Source organism: Calidithermus timidus DSM 17022, from assembly GCF_000373205.1.
Taxonomy (GTDB): Bacteria; Deinococcota; Deinococci; order Deinococcales; family Thermaceae; genus Calidithermus; species Calidithermus timidus.
In genome coordinates this window covers 1-15868 of the sequence record NZ_KB890702.1, presented here as the reverse complement: position 1 = coordinate 15868, position 15868 = coordinate 1, and the positions used below count along the sequence as shown (strand labels likewise).

At 69.6% G+C, this 15868-nt stretch carries 25 protein-coding genes and 1 rRNA gene; 4 read left to right on the top strand and 22 right to left on the bottom strand.

Annotated elements, in window-relative coordinates:
* Window positions 1-18: 18 nt before the first annotated feature.
* Window positions 19-936, top strand: coding sequence for an integrase core domain-containing protein (locus B047_RS17355; protein WP_169336609.1), 918 nt, complete (start codon window positions 19-21; stop codon window positions 934-936).
* On the opposite strand, the gene B047_RS0115270 is transcribed toward B047_RS17355, so the two are convergent.
* Window positions 918-1499: a recombinase family protein gene (locus B047_RS0115270; RefSeq protein ID WP_018467843.1), complete on the bottom strand. Its 582-nt coding sequence runs from the start codon at window positions 1497-1499 to the stop codon at window positions 918-920. The genes B047_RS17355 and B047_RS0115270 overlap by 19 nt on opposite strands.
* Window positions 1500-1914: 415 nt before the next feature.
* Here B047_RS0115270 and B047_RS0115265 point away from each other — a divergent pair, with 415 nt between their 5' ends.
* The gene (locus B047_RS0115265; protein ID WP_018467842.1) at window positions 1915-2844 is read left to right on the top strand and encodes a TolB family protein; all 930 of its coding nucleotides are present in this window, start codon (window positions 1915-1917) and stop codon (window positions 2842-2844) included.
* A gap of 90 nt (window positions 2845-2934) precedes the next feature.
* Here B047_RS0115265 and B047_RS0115260 read toward each other — a convergent pair whose 3' ends face one another.
* The 14 genes from B047_RS0115260 to B047_RS0115185 form a co-directional block, all read right to left on the bottom strand.
* Window positions 2935-3750: a transglycosylase SLT domain-containing protein gene (locus tag B047_RS0115260; RefSeq protein WP_018467841.1), complete on the bottom strand. Its 816-nt coding sequence runs from the start codon at window positions 3748-3750 to the stop codon at window positions 2935-2937.
* A complete protein-coding gene (locus B047_RS0115255) occupies window positions 3743-4504 on the bottom strand; it encodes a hypothetical protein (RefSeq protein WP_018467840.1) in 762 nt (253 codons plus the stop codon). Before B047_RS0115255 ends, B047_RS0115260 begins: the two co-directional genes overlap by 8 nt.
* Entirely contained in the window at window positions 4501-4992 is a 492-nt protein-coding gene (locus B047_RS0115250) for a hypothetical protein (protein WP_018467839.1), read from the bottom strand. The genes B047_RS0115255 and B047_RS0115250 overlap by 4 nt, the downstream gene beginning before the upstream one ends.
* Entirely contained in the window at window positions 4977-5147 is a 171-nt protein-coding gene (locus B047_RS18045) for a hypothetical protein (protein ID WP_018467838.1), read from the bottom strand. Before B047_RS18045 ends, B047_RS0115250 begins: the two co-directional genes overlap by 16 nt.
* Window positions 5144-5368, bottom strand: a complete 225-nt coding sequence (locus B047_RS0115240; RefSeq protein WP_018467837.1) for a hypothetical protein — start codon at window positions 5366-5368, stop codon at window positions 5144-5146. Before B047_RS0115240 ends, B047_RS18045 begins: the two co-directional genes overlap by 4 nt.
* Complete coding sequence (locus B047_RS17750) at window positions 5368-6339, bottom strand: N-acetylmuramoyl-L-alanine amidase (RefSeq protein WP_157205965.1); 972 nt, start codon at window positions 6337-6339, stop codon at window positions 5368-5370. The genes B047_RS0115240 and B047_RS17750 overlap by 1 nt, the downstream gene beginning before the upstream one ends.
* A complete protein-coding gene (locus B047_RS17350) occupies window positions 6326-7027 on the bottom strand; it encodes a DUF2272 domain-containing protein (RefSeq protein ID WP_018467836.1) in 702 nt (233 codons plus the stop codon). Before B047_RS17350 ends, B047_RS17750 begins: the two co-directional genes overlap by 14 nt.
* On the bottom strand, window positions 7024-7614 hold the full coding sequence (locus tag B047_RS0115220; RefSeq protein WP_018467835.1) for a hypothetical protein: 591 nt from the start codon (window positions 7612-7614) through the stop codon (window positions 7024-7026). The genes B047_RS17350 and B047_RS0115220 overlap by 4 nt, the downstream gene beginning before the upstream one ends.
* Window positions 7592-8080: a hypothetical protein gene (locus B047_RS0115215; RefSeq protein ID WP_026234955.1), complete on the bottom strand. Its 489-nt coding sequence runs from the start codon at window positions 8078-8080 to the stop codon at window positions 7592-7594. The genes B047_RS0115220 and B047_RS0115215 overlap by 23 nt, the downstream gene beginning before the upstream one ends.
* On the bottom strand, window positions 8077-8718 hold the full coding sequence (locus B047_RS18040; protein WP_018467834.1) for a hypothetical protein: 642 nt from the start codon (window positions 8716-8718) through the stop codon (window positions 8077-8079). Before B047_RS18040 ends, B047_RS0115215 begins: the two co-directional genes overlap by 4 nt.
* Before the next feature lie 2 nt (window positions 8719-8720).
* Complete coding sequence (locus tag B047_RS18035; RefSeq protein ID WP_018467833.1) at window positions 8721-9206, bottom strand: hypothetical protein; 486 nt, start codon at window positions 9204-9206, stop codon at window positions 8721-8723.
* Window positions 9207-9267: 61 nt separating this feature from the next.
* Window positions 9268-9669, bottom strand: coding sequence for a hypothetical protein (locus B047_RS17340; protein ID WP_018467832.1), 402 nt, complete (start codon window positions 9667-9669; stop codon window positions 9268-9270).
* A gap of 447 nt (window positions 9670-10116) precedes the next feature.
* Complete coding sequence (locus tag B047_RS0115190; protein WP_018467830.1) at window positions 10117-10395, bottom strand: hypothetical protein; 279 nt, start codon at window positions 10393-10395, stop codon at window positions 10117-10119.
* Window positions 10392-10940: a hypothetical protein gene (locus B047_RS0115185; RefSeq protein WP_018467829.1), complete on the bottom strand. Its 549-nt coding sequence runs from the start codon at window positions 10938-10940 to the stop codon at window positions 10392-10394. Before B047_RS0115185 ends, B047_RS0115190 begins: the two co-directional genes overlap by 4 nt.
* Before the next feature lie 118 nt (window positions 10941-11058).
* Here B047_RS0115185 and B047_RS0115180 point away from each other — a divergent pair, with 118 nt between their 5' ends.
* Window positions 11059-11310 carry a hypothetical protein gene (locus B047_RS0115180; RefSeq protein ID WP_157205964.1) on the top strand — a complete coding sequence of 84 codons (252 nt, stop codon included), beginning with the start codon at window positions 11059-11061 and terminating at the stop codon, window positions 11308-11310.
* A 173-nt stretch (window positions 11311-11483) separates the two neighbouring features.
* On the opposite strand, the gene B047_RS0115175 is transcribed toward B047_RS0115180, so the two are convergent.
* From B047_RS0115175 to B047_RS18580, 7 genes are read right to left on the bottom strand one after another with little or no spacing between them, the layout of a single operon-like run.
* The gene (locus B047_RS0115175) at window positions 11484-11711 is read right to left on the bottom strand and encodes a hypothetical protein (RefSeq protein ID WP_018467827.1); all 228 of its coding nucleotides are present in this window, start codon (window positions 11709-11711) and stop codon (window positions 11484-11486) included.
* Between the two features lies 1 nt (window position 11712).
* A complete protein-coding gene (locus B047_RS0115170; RefSeq protein WP_018467826.1) occupies window positions 11713-11985 on the bottom strand; it encodes a DUF4258 domain-containing protein in 273 nt (90 codons plus the stop codon).
* Window positions 11985-12224: a hypothetical protein gene (locus B047_RS16995; protein WP_018467825.1), complete on the bottom strand. Its 240-nt coding sequence runs from the start codon at window positions 12222-12224 to the stop codon at window positions 11985-11987. The genes B047_RS0115170 and B047_RS16995 overlap by 1 nt, the downstream gene beginning before the upstream one ends.
* Window positions 12221-12478, bottom strand: a complete 258-nt coding sequence (locus B047_RS0115160; protein ID WP_018467824.1) for a hypothetical protein — start codon at window positions 12476-12478, stop codon at window positions 12221-12223. Before B047_RS0115160 ends, B047_RS16995 begins: the two co-directional genes overlap by 4 nt.
* On the bottom strand, window positions 12475-13800 hold the full coding sequence (locus B047_RS0115155) for a hypothetical protein (protein WP_018467823.1): 1326 nt from the start codon (window positions 13798-13800) through the stop codon (window positions 12475-12477). The genes B047_RS0115160 and B047_RS0115155 overlap by 4 nt, the downstream gene beginning before the upstream one ends.
* Complete coding sequence (locus B047_RS0115150) at window positions 13793-14005, bottom strand: hypothetical protein (protein WP_018467822.1); 213 nt, start codon at window positions 14003-14005, stop codon at window positions 13793-13795. Before B047_RS0115150 ends, B047_RS0115155 begins: the two co-directional genes overlap by 8 nt.
* Before the next feature lie 26 nt (window positions 14006-14031).
* Window positions 14032-14163 (bottom strand): hypothetical protein, encoded by a 132-nt coding sequence (locus B047_RS18580; RefSeq protein WP_018467821.1) that lies wholly within the window; start codon window positions 14161-14163, stop codon window positions 14032-14034.
* 205 nt (window positions 14164-14368) lie between these two features.
* Between B047_RS18580 and B047_RS0115140 the strand changes: the two genes are divergently transcribed.
* Window positions 14369-15859 (top strand): 16S ribosomal RNA (locus tag B047_RS0115140).
* The last annotated feature ends 9 nt before the right edge of the window (window positions 15860-15868 follow it).

The window sequence follows — 15868 nt, the reverse complement described above, 5'->3', positions numbered from 1 at the left end:
CGCGGGGGGCATGTACCCGTGAACAGGTTAGCGCATCTGACCCTCGCGCGCCAGAGGCTCAAGTGGTGCCTCGAGGTGGAGCGGGGCAGGAGCTGCCGCGAGGTGGCCGCCATGTACGGGGTGCACCACTCCACCGTCACCAAGTGGCACCGCCGCTGGCGGGCTTGCGGGAGGCGCTTCGAGGCCCTCTACAACCGCTCCAACCGCCCCCGGCGCACCCGGGCCCGCAAGGACCTCGAGCGCCGCATCCGCCCGCTGTGGGAGCGGGGCCTACGCGGGCACCGCCTGCTGCGCGAGCTGCGCCGGCGCAGGGTGCGGGTGTCCACCTCGACCTACTACAGCGCCCTGCACCGGATGGGCCTGCTGGCCCGCCGCGCCGCCCGCAAGCGGAAGCCGCCCCGCAAGGCCTCCTACCCCTTCGGCTGGGTCCAGGTGGACGTGAAGTACGTGGCCTCCGGCGGGCCCTACCAGTTCACCGCCATCGAGTGCCTGACCCGGGTGCGCTTCGTGCGGATCTACGAGGACATCAGCCCGGCCAGCGCGGTGGACTTCATCCGGCGCTGCGCGCGCTTCTTCCCCTTCCCCATCCGCACCGTGAGCACCGACTGGGGCGCGGAGTTCACCTTCGCCGGCTACAACCACGTGCACCGCCCGCACCCCTTCGAGCGGGCCCTCGAGGAGCTGGGCATCCGCCACCACCTCATCCAGCCGGGCCGCCCCCAGCAGAACGGCCGGGTGGAGCGCTCCCACCGCACCGACAAGGAGGACTTCTACGCCTTCGTCCCGCCGGCGGCCGCCGCGGCCACGCTGGTGGCCTGGCTCAAGGTGTACAACGAGCGCCGCGAGCACATGGCGCTCGGCTGGCGGACCCCGCTCAAGGCGCTGCAGGACCACCTGGGCCGCCGGGTGCGCCTCGACTACTCCCTGGTGGATTGAGCGGCCGCCCCGCCCCCGTGGCGCCGCACCAGGCGGGCCACGGTGGCCGCGTCCACCCCGAACAGCCGGGCCACCTCGGCCCGGGACCTCCCGGCGGCCACCATCTCCAGCGCCGCCCGCTGCTGCGGCTCGGACAGCTTGGGGCGGCGCCCCAGCCGGCGGCCCTCGGCCCGGGCCTGCTCCAGGCCCAGCAGGGTGTTCTCGCGCATGTAGTTCAGCCGGTACTCGTTGAGCACCCCCATGAACTGCACGAACATCCGCCCCACCGCGTTTGAGGTGTCGATGTGCTCGTTCAGGCTCCGCAGGGTGCAGCCCCTGGCCTCGAGGAGCCCCACCACCCGCTCCAGGTGCTCCACCGGGCCCACCAGGCGGTCGAGGCGCCAGACGGTGAGGGTATCGCCCGGCTCGAGGCGCCCGAGCAGGCCCTGGAGCAGGGGGCGCTCCCACAGCCGGCTCGAGGCGTGCTCGGTCACGACCCGCTGGCAGCCGGCGGCCTCGAGGGCGGCCACCTGGGCGGAGGGGTCCTGGTCCTTGGTGCTCACCCGCGCGTAGCCGTAGATCATGACCCCATTATGCAGGGGGTATTTGCATTGCCAGAACCCCGTGGGGCACGTGCGGCCTTGCAGAATGCACAAAGTACCGTTTGTGCACGGGCCGGGCGCTGGGCTTCGGGGCCAACACTGGCCCTTATACGCAAATAACAGAACCCCTCATCGTCTTGATCGCGGGACGAGCTCGGGCCCCTCTCCCGTGTCCTCACGTCCTGCACGGACCTCGCGACCCTTGAGCCCGCCGCGGCGGGCGGCGGAGCTGCGCGGGCCTTCGACGAGCTGGTGCCGGCACCCCGAGCTGGGCATGTACGGGAATAACAGAACGCGGGGGCTTGCAAAAAGGGGGGTGTGCAAAACTCACAAGACTTACACCTATTCCAAACGTAGCATGCTATTGCCCAACCAAGGGCCTAGGAGATAAGCAACTATGACAAGACTCTTCGCTTCCATCGTCGGCTTACTCGTTTTTAGCGCATGCATGCCAGCCGCACAGAAGCAGCCGCAGGAGGCTACCCCGGCTGCAACCGCGAACGTTCTCGAGATTACCCGTGTCACGAACGACCCTACTATCGAGTTCTGGCCCCGTCCTAGCCCTGATGGAAAGTCCCTCTTGTACGGCGTCTATGACCGCACCAAGAAGGGTGGGGCAGCCTTTAGCGTGGAGCTGGTCGCAACCGAGGGTGTGGGGAAGCGGCTGGTGGCTGGTCCTGGCGCTGGAGATGCCACGTGGCTGCCTGATGGCAGCGGGTTTGTGTATGTGAACGTGACCAGTGGCCGTCCCCTGCTTGTACGCTCTCCCATTTCAGGTATCGGAACCACCTTTATTACCAATAATCCGGCTGGGACAGCGGATGGTCAGCCTGACGTAAGCCCTGACGGCAAGAGAGTGGTCTTTAACACTCTTATAAGAGGAGAAGCAACGATCTGCACTATTGGGATCGATGGCTCAGGATTCACCATCTACGTTCCTGGCTCTTCTCCCCGGTGGAACCCTTCAGGAGAGCGCCTGGTATTCGACCGGAAGGTGGGAAGTAAGTATCAGATTTTCACGCTGGACATAAAATCTGGGCAGGTTACCCAGCTCACCACCGGCAGCTATGACAACTCTTTTCCCTCCTGGTCACCGGACGGCAATTGGATCACGTTCCAGTCGAACCGCGACGGCAGGTTCCAGGTTTACATCATGAAAGCCGATGGCACCGCAATTACCCAGCTAACCAAAGGGGATGCGAGTGCCTGGATGCCCAACTGGTCGGCCGATGGTTATGTGTACTTCGCGTCCTCCATTGCCCAGGCTGCTACCGTCGATGAGTGGCAAGCGTCGGACATCTGGCGAGTTAAGCCAAAGCTGCCTTGATCGCAGCCTGTTGGAACGCCCCACCCCCCGGTTTCGGCCGGGGGGTGTGCAGTGGGGCAGCGCGGGCAGACCACCCGACGCGGCCCAATCCTACGCCAGCTCGGGGTACCCGGCGGCCCAGGTTAAGATCCTGTCGCAGTAACCGCTAAGGATGTCCTGGCGCCACTGGCCTGACTGCATAGCCGCCTTGAGGGCCCCGGGGCCTTCCTTGTAGCCGTACAGCCACCCCCGCCAGCCGATCCCAGGGAAACGTTGCCGCAGCATGGCCAGGTATTTCGCGCCCGCCAGCACGGCGTAGTAGATGCCCTGGTCGTACCTCAGCTCGAGCAGCTTGTTGGCCCGCAGGCCCACGTCGCAGAAGGCCGCGGGCTTGACCTGCATGGGCCCGATGGCCAGGCCGTACATGCGCGGGGGGTTGGTGACGAGCTGCATGGGCCAGGGCGAGGGGCAGCCCTCGTTCTTGACGCGCTGGTCCTCGAAGCGGCTCACCAGGTAGTCGTAGTTCCAGGCCGGCCACCGCTTGGGGTCGCCGGTGGGCCAGAAGCTCGACTCCCGCCGCACGGTGGCCGCCAGCACCGGCGGGGGCACGCCGGTCTGCTTGGAGGCCTCCAGGATGGCCCGGGCCACCACCTCGTCCATGCAAGGGGTGGAGCGGCAGGGGTACACCCGCAGCAGCTCGCGGTTGGCCTCGTTGATCCGGGCGATGAGGCGCTCGAGCAGGTCTGGCTTCTCCAACGGGCCTCCCGAGTCCCCGCCATTGCCCGAGCCCCCACCGCCGTCACCAGGGCTGGGCGCGGGGGCCGGCGAGGGGCGGGGGGCGCTCGAGGCGCTCGCGCCCGCGCCGGCCGAGGCCACCAGGGCCAGGCCGGCCAGGGCCAGGGCCCAGGGGGGAATTCCTCTAGCCACGGGAGATCCTCCCATCCTCGCCCCCCCTCATGCCGCGCCGCAGGCCGCGGCGGGAGCCCAGCACCAGCACCCCGCCGGCGGCCGCCTCGACCGCCTGCGGCGGCTGGCTGGCCCCCTCCGCGGTGGGCTCGCTGGGGTTGAGGCACGGCGGCCACCACCCCGACTGCCTGGGGCCCGGGTTCCACGCGGGCGCGTCCAGGCCGGGGCACGTCCTGGGGGCGAGCGGGGGCGGCGGGAGCTCGGCCAGCTCCTCGGGCGCCCCGGCGCAGGGCAGGGCCTCGTACCCGTCGGCGGCGAAGGTGTGGGTGTTGAAGAAGGCGTTGTGGCTGTGGCTGAGGGTGTAGAACAGCGTGCCGGGGTGCTGGGCCAGCCGCTCGTCGATCCCGGCGCGCAGCACCTGGCCCCAGTTGTTCGCCCCCGCCCGGCTCCAGCCCCCGGCGGTCCCCGGGTTCCGGCCGCAGTTGATCCAGGGCACGGTCCTGCGGTCGATGAGCCAGGACTGGATCGTCCACCAGGAGTCGTAGTAGCCGTAGACCTCCACCCGCCACACGCGCCGGAAGTAGGGCCCCAGCGGGTCGCCCGGCCACAGATAGACCGCGTACTCGGGCGGGAAGACCACCCGGCCGTAGGCGGCGCCCGTGTCGGGGTCGGTGAACCGCCCCTTGACCACGACCGGGCTGCCGCCGAGCAGGCTCAGGCGCTGGGCCTGGGTGAGCTGCGCCCAGGCCTGGGCGTACACGTCGAACATGCTCATTGGGCCAGCACCTGCACCCGGACCTCGCCCGCGGCGGTGGCCGCGACCTCCACCCGGTCCACCGCGTGGGTGATGTCGTACACCCGGCCGGGCAGGAGTTCGAGCGTCATGCGCTGCTCCCCGTAGCCGTCGCCAGGCTCGAGGAACAGGGTCACCAAGGCCGGGTTCTCGCCCAGGTTCTCGACGAAGCCCCGGCGGGCCGGGCTGCTCAGCGCCGCCTTAACACGGGCCGGCTCGGCAGTCTCGCCGGCGGGGGCCTCGAGTAGCCAGCGTTTAGGCAGCCGGTAGGGGTCGAAGGGGGGAAGCTTGGGGTTGGCCCGGCCGTACTCGTAGCCCAGCGAGGCCTTCACGTCCTCGAGGGCCCGTTTAGCGGCGGCCAGGTCCTCGCGCATCGCGCACACGGCGGCCGCGAGTTGGCCCAGGGCCGGGCCCAGGAGCTTCCCCACGTCGCCACCCCCTAACAGGCGTTGGGCTATTTGCTCGAGCATCCACACCCCCCCGGAACCTGGGGCTCAGCGGGGTCCGGGAGCAGCAACAGGAGCACCCCGAACACCACCGCGTAGGCCAGGATGGCGCCGAAGCCGTTGAGCATCCCGCGGCCGATCTCGGTTTTAGGGTTGAGGCTGGCGCTGTTCTCGTTCATTTCTGCCTCACCAGGTACACGCCGGCCACCAGCGCCGGCACGCTCAGGCCCAGCTTGACGGCGACGATGTTGGTGGAGGCCCTCGCGATCTCCTCGTCGCTCATTCCTGCCTCCCGCCATTTCTGGGCGATCGCCTCGCTGTTGACGGCGAACGGGATCAGGGTCAGGCCGCCCCAAGCCCCGAACGCGATCAGCGTCCATCCCGCGACATCACGCCACATCACTTCCCCCCCGACTTCTGCTCGAGGCCGGCCCCGCGCAGGCGGGTCAAGGCGGCCTCGACCTGGGCCCGGGCCTGCCCGGGGCTGAGCCCGGGCGCCGAGCGCTGGAGCTGGGCCACGGCGGCCCCCAGCTTGGCGGGCCCGCCGGCGCCCTTCAGGGCCTCCTCGGAACGCTGCACGGCCACGTCGGCCAGGGCCGGCACCTTCTGGGCCAGCCACCGCTCGTAGCTGCCGGCGAACAGCCGCAGGGCGGCCGCCAGCACCGGGCCCACCCCGGGCACCAGGCCCGCCAGGCCGGCCAGGGCCTCGCCGGCCAGGCGCACCAGGCCCACCACGAGGAGGGCCTGCACCAGCCACAGCAGGGCCTCGCCCTGGCCGGGCACCAGCTCGCGGCCCACAGGCGCGGTGGGCCCGAACTCGATCAACACCGAAGGGCCGGCAGTGAAGTCGGCGATGTAGAGCCGCCCGAAACGGCTCTCCTTGTGGCTCTTGACCCAGTTCGGCTCCGCCAGCCTCGGCAGGGCAGCCGCGATCTTCTGGGCGAGTTCCCTGGAGCCTGCGGAGTCGCCGTAGTACACCCCGCGGGCCTGGCGGGTGTAGGTGTCGTAGTGAACGCTGACAAACACCCTCGCGCCGGCCCGCTGGGCGTCCTGCGTGCGGTCATAGAGCCCGGGGTACGTGTCGCCCGTCCGAGTCAGCGCCACCGTCAAGCCCTCCTGCTCGAGCAGGTACTTGAGCGTCAACGCCGTGGACAAGTTGATCTCCTTTTCGGTGGTGTTGGTGGTGGGGTTGACCGCCCCAGGGTCGCGCCCGCCGTGCCCGGGGTCAATCACGATGTCCGGGGTTTTTGCCTTCTCTTTCTGGTTCATGTCCACCCTCCGTGCTGCCAGACCCAGCAGCAGCAAGAATCCCGCCGGCAGGGCGACCTGAACCCACGCCGGCAGGCTCGAAAAGACCCTAGGCACCTTCATGCTTCACCTTCAGCACGGCGAAGTACCCGGCGCCGGACACCCGGCCCTGGGTGTCGGTGGCCACCGGCCGGCGGGCCACGGCGTCGCCCACGTTGCCGCCCACCACCCACAACCGCCCGGGCTCCTTGGCCACCACCACGTCGCAGTGGGCGGCCCGGGGCCGACCGTCGTCCACGTTGTCGTAGGTTACGCCTGACCCATCTCGGGCGTTGCACAGCAGGTCGCCCACTTGGGGGGCATGCTCGCGGGGGCGGTAGAGCCAAAAGGGGTTAGCAGTGTCCCCCCGCAGCCGGTTGCGCTTGGCGGCTGCGCAGTAGTCCACATGGGCCGCCGAGTAGCGGAAGTGGGTTCCTGCTCCCGCCCGGCGCATCACGTAGGAGACGAAGGCCGCGCTCCAGTGGGTGCGCCGGGCAACCGCGGCGGCCGCCTGCTCGGCGCTGTAGCCCAGCCCCTCGCGCCAGTAGCGCTCGAGCAGGGGCCGGGCGGCCGGGTCGGCCTCGTCGAGGCCCCGCCACCGCTCGAGCTCCTCGAGGGCGGCCCGGGCGGCCCGGGCCCCCAGCGAGGGGCCGGAGGCCCGCTGCACCGCCTGGCGGCCGCCGTAGAGCACGGCCGCCAGCAGCGCCAGCAGCAGCCACAGCGGCAGTCGCAGCGGCCCCAGCCCCACGGGGCGCTCGAGCGCGGCCGTCATACCCCCTCCTCGGGCCGGGGGTCGGGGTGGGCGCGGGCCTGCCGGGCCTGGCGCTCGGCCCGCATGGCCCCCAGCGCGCCGAAGCCGGCCATCCCCAGCCCCACGCCGGCGGCGAGGAGGCGCACCCAGGGCGGGGTGTCGCCCCCGCGGTCGAGCCCGGGCAGGCGGCCCTTGGCCAGGCCGAACTGGTCCCGCAGCGCCTCGCCCACCCGCAGGGCGTCGAGGTAGAGGGTGGTCTGCACGATGGGGTACTGCACCCACTCGAAGCGCTTGTGGAAGGCCCGCACCTCGGCCTCGCTGGCGGGGCCCGCCTTGAGCAGGCTGGCCACCCCCAGCACGGCGAGCCCGGCCGCCTGCAGGATCTCCTGGGAGGAGTAGGGCTCGAGCTGGGAGTAGTCGGGCCCGGGCGGGTTTTCGGGCTCAGGCTCGGGCCCGGGCGGGCCAGGCTCACGCGGCGGGGTGGCGTCCTCGAGGGCCCGGAAGCCCTGGGTAGGGTCGGCCTCGAGGCCGCCCTCGTCGCCCAGCAGGTCGGCCTCGGGCAGGGCCTCGAGCTCTTGCGCCTCGCTATTCGATGATTCGGCGGCCATACAGGGGGGCTCCGGGGCTGGAGAGGGTTTGGGTTTGGGGTTGGGTTTGGGGTTGGGCGGCCTGGCCCTGGGGGGCCTGTCGGCCCAGGAGGGCGAACAGGCCCACGCCGGCCACGGCCACCGCACCAGCGACGACAGCGCCTAACAGGTTGGGCTTTTTGGGCCGCTGAGGGGCGGGCCCCAAGGTTTCAGGGGTGGGCGCTGGGCTGGGGGTGGGTTGGGGGGTGGGGGCGGCCACTCCCTCGGGCGAGGGGGTGACGGGTCGGGGGGAGCTGGGGCCGGGGGTCGGCTCGGCGGGCTCAGGCTCCTGCAGCAGGGGCTGGGACTCCACGGCCTCCCGCAGGAGGGGAGAGAGCTCCCCCTTACCCAGGGGCTGGCCCGGCTCCTCGGCGGCCACCGGCCCGGGCTCGGCGCCCTCGGCCGGGCGCTCCTTGAGTTTGGGCAGTCTCACGCGGCTGTCGCTCATGCGGCTTTCCTCCGCTTTCTCTTGGGCGCGGCGTCGAGGCCGAGGGCCTTCAGCTCGGCCCGCACCGCCCGCTCGAGCTCGCGGTCGCGCCGGGCCTCGCCCCGGAGCAGGGCCAGCAGCTCGGCCTGGCCCCTGCCCTCGAGGCCGGCCCGCAGCTCGCGCACCCGGGCGTTACGGGCGGCCGTGCGCCGGCCGCCCTTGCTCGAGAGGTCGCGGCGGTGGGCGTCCTCGAGGGCCCGCGCCACGCGGCGGGCGTGCTCCTCGCGGGCCTTGGCGAGCCGGTCGGCGGCCACCAGGCGGGCCAGGTCGCGCTCGTAGGCCCGGATGGCCTCGAGGGTGGCCCGGTCGCCGGCGGCCCGGGCCTTGCGGCGCTCGGCGGAGAGGTAGGGGTCGAAGACCTTCACCCCCACCACCCTGCCGCGCCGGGTGATGACCGCCCGGGCCTGGCCCTTGCCACCGGCGCTGGGGCCCAGGTCCAGCCACTCACCTCCCCGCTTCAGCAGACGGGCCCGGTTCCTGGCCCTGGGCTTCTGTTTCACCGTGGCGGTTCTCACCGCCTGGGTGGGGTCTTTGGTGAAGCGTCCTTTTTGGTCGAAGTACAGGACGCGGCAAACCTTTTTCGCCTTAATCTCGGCCATGCCTACCTCTTGCGGCCCAGCAGCAACCACAGGCCCAGGGCGGCAGCCAGCACTCCGGCGCCGCCCATGCCCACGGCGGCGCCCACCGCCACCCCCTCGCGCGCCGGCGCAGGCACCAGCTCCACCACCTCGCGCACCTCCACCGCCAGGCGATATAGCGCCCACAGCGCGGCGGCCACCGCCACCGCGGTAATCACCAGGGCCGGCACCAGGGCGGCCTGTTGGGCCTGGGTCTGGGTCTGGGCTACGCCGGCCACCACCACCAGATCGCGCCCCCGGTAGCCCCAGTCCTTTACGAAGAGTGCGGGGCTCTTGAAGTGCGCTCGCAGCGCGGCCTCGAGCTGGGAGCGGCTGATGGGGCGCGGGTCGCCGGAGCGCACCTCGAGCACCACCTCGTAGGGGGCGCCAGGGGTCCACTTCTGGTCAGGGCTCACGGGCTTGCGGTCGCTGGCCATCTCGTGCAGGATGACCCGGCGGAAAGCGCCCATAAAGGAAGAAACCGCCGTCCACGACGGACGGCGGTTTGCGCTGGCGGAACCCGACGGCGGCTCACGCCGCGGAGGTCATGATCTTGCGCTGGGCAGCAGCTTCTTTGGCCCTGAGCCCAGCGTTCTCGGCCTCGAGCTGCTCCACCCGCTCGGCGAAGGGGGCCGCGAACTGGGCCATCAGCGCCAGCAAGGCCGCGAGGCGGGCCGCCCGCCCGTCGCCCATGTCGGGGATGCCGGCCAGGTCGCGCACGTCGCAGCCGTCGAGGTTGCGGAGGTCGCCCCCGGCGTACTCCATGACGCGCTGGGCGGCCCGCTCGCTGGAGAGCACCACGGCCAGCAGCTCCTGCTGGGGCTGCTCGAGCGGGTTGCGCTTGCGGCCGTTGGTCTTGGCGGTGAAGGCCCGGAACGCCATCCGGCCGGGGTAACCTTTGGGTCGCCTGGTGGTCTGCCCTTTGTCGTCCATGCGCTCAGCCTCCCAGGTAGACCGGCTCGCATCCGTCGAACCGCACCGTATAAGGGCCAGGGGTCGCCAGGTCTACCGCGCAACTCCCGCCGCTGCACACGTCGGGGGTCGCATAGGTGAAAATACCCGAACCAGTCTGAAGAGTGAGTGTATTTGCACGCCCGGACACGCGCAGGTGGGCGCGCCGCCCGGCAACGGCGGCGTATTCTACGCGTGCCCAGCAGAAATTCCAGGCTCTGGCGGTTTCCGCCGTCTCATCCGGACGGCGGAGGCTGACAGCCGCGGGGGTTTCCCCCTCCAGGGCCTGAGCCTGACCGGTGGCGGTGCCCGCCGGCGGAAGGGGCCGGGGGGTGGAGCCAATTTCGGCGGGCACCGCCGGCGCGTTCAGCCGGGTGAACAAGATAACGCCGATGAGAAGGAGCAAAATCACGCGGGCGGTATTGGTCGTCATGCATCGCCGTCGCTTTCCGCCAGGCGCAGGCCGGCATCTCGCAGGATCTCCTCGAGGGTGTAGGTGCGCTGGGCCAGCCGCCACACCCGGCGGCGAACCCCCGAGAGGCTGGGCCGGCCCCACTCGCTTTCGACGAGGCCGGCACGGGTCATGGAGTACAGCGCCCGCGACACCACCGCCGGGCGCTGCGCCAGGCGGTAGCTCAGGGTCCACAGGTCCAGCGGGCCACGCTGGAGGTTGGCCAGGATGCGCTCGGCTAGGGTGGGCTCGCTCACCGCTCCCCCTTCCCCTCCCCCGGCTCGGCAATGCTCCAGGGCAGCTCGACCCCCAGCCGCCCGGCCAGCACGATGGCTGCGAACTGCGAGCCCTGGGGGTCCCACTCGAGCAGGCCCCCCGCCTGGGCGTAGAACCCGCCGTGCTCGTCGAAGCCCAGCGTCAGGGGGTGGCCGTGCTCGAGGAAGGCCCGCTCGAGCGCCTCGGGGGTGCAGGGCTCGGGCTCCTGGGGGGCCGGGTCGGGGTTTTCCTCAGGGGCTGGGGCCATGACATAGGCTTGCACGGGGTAGCTCAGCGCTGCAAGAATCTGGAGCATCTCCCCGTCGGCCACGTTGCGCCGCCCGACCCGCCCGGCCCCCCCCGGGAAGAGCACCAGGGGCAGGTAGAGGCCGCGGCGGTCGGCGAGGCCCAGCAGGCGGCCGGGGAAGGGGCGGGCGAACTCCAGGAGCTCCCAGGGGTTGCGGCACTCCCGGCTGCTTTGGGCCAGGCGGGCCAGGTAGGCCAGGGCCAGGGCGGCGAGGGCGGGGGCGGCTGAGGTATGCTGCATGTGGACTCTCCTTCTGGTTTGGGTTCCTGGCCAAGCTGCTTTCCTAGGGCGGGCTTGGTCAGTGCTCCTATACTATCCTATATAGGACAGGTTTTCAACGAGATACTACCTTGTTAGAGTGAGCATCATGGCCGCCGTGATCGTCTGGAAGTTCAAGGAGCTGCTCGAGCGCGAGGGCGTCACCGCCTACCGGCTGCAGACCGCGCTCGGGGGGAAGGTGGGGCCCCAGACCGTCTACCGCTGGGCCCGGAAGGCCCCGGACAAGCTCGACCTGGGGGTGCTGCGGGTGGTGCTCGAGGAGCTCTCCCGGCTCATCGGTCGCTCGGTGAGGCTCGAGGAAGTGCTCGAGCTCGACTACTCCCACGAGTGAATACGCCGATACCAGAACACACCCTCAATGAAGCGTCGAAGGTGGCCACTTACCTTTTAACGTCAGGGAAAGGGTTTGCAGCCTGTGATTGCGCCCCGAGTGACCAGCTCCGCGGCGGGCGGGTGTAAGCCGGCGTCTTACGCCAGTGACATAAGGACCCTCGGAACACTCGGCTACTTTCGCCGGGGGCGGCTGCGGTCCTTGAGCAGCTTTCTAAACTCGGCATCCACCTTGGGGCCGGACTCCACCAGGTCGGGGGCCAGCTCGTGGGCGTCCCACCACTCCGACTCCTCGAGGGCGCTCTTGAAGGCCGGCACCTCGCGAACCACGGCCTTAGGCCCTCTGGCCTTCTTGGGGCGCGCCTTGAGGGCGTGGACACGGCGGGGCGGGGTCTTGCTCATCCTAGCCATTGTAAAACCTCCGGTGCTTGGGCTCAGCGTCATAGGCGGTGATGATCTCCACGCACTCCGGGCGTATCCGCACCACCAGGAACAGATAGCGCCCAGCCTCGGTTCGGGCCACTGCCTCGTACACCGGTAGCGCGGTCTTGCCCTTGGTGCGCCGGGTACGGATGCGGGGGTCGGCCAAGGCCTCCTCCACCTCGTAGACGCTGACTCGATGCTTGAGCCACAGCTTTTCCTCGACCTCGGGCCAGATGCAGATCTCGGTGCCCATCAGTTGGTCTCCTTGGGGTTGGGGGGTGAGTTGGTGGCCACCGCCGGGGGAGGCTCAGGGGTGAGCGAGGCCTCTGGCGCCGGCGCGGTCCCCAGCTCGGGCGAGGGGGCCGGGGCCGGGTGGGGCCGCAGCGCCCACAGCAGGGCCAGCAGCGGGGCCAGCAGCGCCAGCAGGGCGCCCACGACGGCCAGGGCCAGGCCGGCGGCCAGGGCGAGGAGGAGGGCCCGGAGGGCGCTCACCGGCGGGCCTCCGCCTCGTCGTAGTCCGAGCGCTCAGGCTCTCGGCCTTTGGGTTCTGGCTGCGGCCAGCCCTCGGCCCGGAGCTGGGCCTCGAGCAGCGCCACCAGATAGCGGGCGTTGGTCAGGGCGCTGGCTAGGCCGTTGTACCGGCGGTTGTCGTTGGGCCTCGAGGCTTCGAGGGTGGCATAGGTGCCCACGCCGGCCTGGATGTCTTTGAGCAGCCGCCAGCAGCGCTGCCAGCTCTCGCGCTTCACCCCCCACCCCCCGCGCCCGCGCCCCCGGCCTCAGGCGGGGCCTTGGCCTTCCAGGCGCAGCGCTCCCAGGCCCCCATCAGCTCGTCCCACAGGCCGGCCTCCTTGAGCCGGGTCACCAGCACCGCGCCGGGCCTGTGGGCCTCGCCCCGCCCGTACTGGCTCAGCACCTCGCCGATGTGGGCCTGCAGGGCCTTGAAGCGGTCGGTGCCCCTCTCGTAGAGCGCCCGGGCGCCCCCCAGCAGGGCGAAGTACAGCCAGCGGCTGTGCCCGTCCATCATGTTGCGGCTGATGGCCCCTGCCGCCGCCCCGATGAACTGCATCCGGGTGGGCTCGGTGGCGTGCTTCACGTCCTGCACGGCGTTGCGCAGGGCGACGTGCACGGCCTCGGGCGACGTGTCCCAATCAGTTAACGATTGAGAGTTCAGGAGAGAAGGCGGTAACGCCCATTCTTTGAGGCTCTTTTTGTCCATCAATCTATCCACTGTCTTTTGTGATTGGGACAAGGCCGCCCGGATGAGCTTGGCTATGGTGCGCCCCCGGCGGGTGTCGCCGTCCAGGTCGCGCCAGGGGTGGGCCAGGGTCTCCTTGAGCAGCGGGGCCGCCCGGCCCGCGCGCAGCCGCACGTTGAACACCGTCCCGTCCTTCCAGCCCAACGCCTCGCCGGTGTCGGTGTCCTTGGCGTTGCCCACCCGGGCCTTGTAGCTCACGCAGCCCAGCTCCGCCAGGGCCTTCAGGCCGCGCTGCAGGCGCTTTCTCGCGGTCTCGAGCCGCGCGTCGGGCCACAGGTAGAGGGCCAGGGCGAGCTGGGGCAGGTGGAAGGCCACCTCGCCGGTGGAGGGGTGGTAGCCGCGGCGGTCGCCCACGTGGAGGGCCAGCTCGAGCAGGGCCTGGAAGATCTCGAGGGCGAAGCCCTCCAGCTCCCAGCGCCCCCGCCGGAGGATGCGCTCGAGCAGGGCCTGGGTGGGCGGCACCTCGGCGAACCAGCGGGCGGCCTGGAGCTGGGCGGCCCGGTACACCTCGTAGGCCTTGAGGGGCAGGCCCAGGTCCACCAGCTCGAAGGCCCGCGCGGTCAGGTGCTCGAGGTCGCGCTTGAGCTGTTCGGCCTGGTCCCCCCGCACCAGGCGGGCCCGCCGGCGCAACTGCTCGGCCTGGCGCTCGAGGCGCTCCCTGGCCCCAAGGTCCACCCGCGGGGCCCCGCTCGGAGGGGGGTTACCGGCCGTTTCAGGCGGTTTTCCGGGTACGGGCTGGCCGCTGCCGCTGTTGCGGGCCCGCACCAGCTCGCCCAGCCGCTCGAGCCTGCGCCGGAGCCGGGGGTCAAGCACCGCCCACCCCCCAGCGCTCGGCCAGGCGCTCGAGGGCCTGGGCCGGGTCGGCGCCCACCGCGACGTAGGCGCCGCGGTCGGTGGGCACGGGGACCATGGCCCCGCCCCGGAAGGGGGCGCAGGACCAGTAGACGGAGCCGTCCACCGGCGAGGGCGCGGGCCAGAAGTAGACCCGGCCGCCGGAACGGAGCTGGACACGCTGCATATCGAAGAGGTTCGGCGTCATAAGGGCTACCCCCGCAGCGCCACCAGGACGAGGACGACGAGCCACAGAAAACCGAGCGCCCGGATAAACCAAGTGCGCTCGGTGGGCCGGAAGGGCCTGGGGTTGTCTGCTGGGTCAATCTGTTGTTTTTGCTGCATGGGAGCCTCGTTTCTCGGCTCCTGTCGGCGAACTATTCGAACAATTCAGCACGCTGGGCTGCGCCCCTTGACAGCTTCTCGAATCCTTGATACTCTCTTCTTTGCGTCGCCTAAGGGTGACCGCGAACCTTGAAAGCACAGATCGGGAAACCACTGAACCAACGAGTGCCGCAAGGCACATCCAAATGACACTTCGGTGTCATTGTTTCTGGAGAGTTTGATCCTGGCTCAGGGTGAACGCTGGCGGTATGCCTAAGACATGCAAGTCGCACGAACCAGTTTCGGCTGGTTAGTGGCGGACGGGTGAGTAACACGTGGGAGACGTGCCCTCAAGTGGGGGAAAACCAGGGGAAACCCTGGCTAATCCCCCATGTGAACCCCCGCCCTGGCGGGTGTTTAAAGCTTCGGCGCTTGAGGATCGGCCCGCGCTGCATCAGGTAGTTGGTGGGGTAATGGCCTACCAAGCCGACGACGCATAGCTGGTCTGAGAGGACGACCAGCCACAGGAGCACTGAGACACGGGCTCCACTCCTACGGGAGGCAGCAGTTAGGAATCTTCGGCAATGGGCGAAAGCCTGACCGAGCGATACCGCTTGAAGGATGAAGCCCTTCGGGGTGTAAACTTCTGAACTCGGGACGATCATGACGGTACCGAGGTAATAGCACCGGCTAACTCCGTGCCAGCAGCCGCGGTAATACGGAGGGTGCGAGCGTTACCCGGATTTACTGGGCGTAAAGGGCGTGTAGGCGGTCTTTCAAGTCCGATGCTAAAGTCTGGGGCTCAACCCCAGGACTGCGTTGGATACTGTGAGGCTAGACGGTCGGAGGGGGTAGCGGAATTTCCGGAGTAGCGGTGAAATGCGCAGATACCGGAAGGAACGCCAATAGCGAAGGCAGCTACCTGGACGACTTGTGACGCTGAGGCGCGAAAGCGTGGGGAGCAAACCGGATTAGATACCCGGGTAGTCCACGCCCTAAACCATGAGTGCTGGGTGTCCGGCTTCTGCTGGGTGCCGTAGCTAACGCGCTAAGCACTCCGCCTGGGAAGTACGCACGCAAGTGTGAAACTCAAAGGAATTGACGGGGGCCCGCACAAGCGGTGGAGCATGTGGTTTAATTCGAAGCAACGCGAAGAACCTTACCAGGCCTTGACATGCCCGGAACCCCTCCGAAAGAAGGGGGTGCCCGCAAGGGAGCCGGGACACAGGTGCTGCATGGCCGTCGTCAGCTCGTGTCGTGAGATGTTGGGTTAAGTCCCGCAACGAGCGCAACCCCTATCCCTAGTTGCCAGCAGCTCGGCTGGGCACTCTATGGAGACTGCCTGCGAAAGCAGGAGGAAGGCGGGGATGACGTCTGGTCCGCATGGCCCTTACGGCCTGGGCGACACACGTGCTACAATGCCAAGGACAAAGCGCTGCTACCTCGCGAGAGGACGCCAATCGCAAAAACCTTGGCTCAGTTCGGATTGGAGTCTGCAACTCGACTCCATGAAGCCGGAATCGCTAGTAATCGCGAATCAGCCATGTCGCGGTGAATACGTTCCCGGGCCTTGTACACACCGCCCGTCAAGCCATGGAAGTGGGTTCTGCCTGAAGTCGCCGGTAGCCTTGGGCAGGCGCCGAGGGCCGGGCTCATGACTGGGGCTAAGTCGTAACAAGGTAGCTGTACCGGAAGGTGCGGCTGGATCACCTCCTTTCTAAGGAGT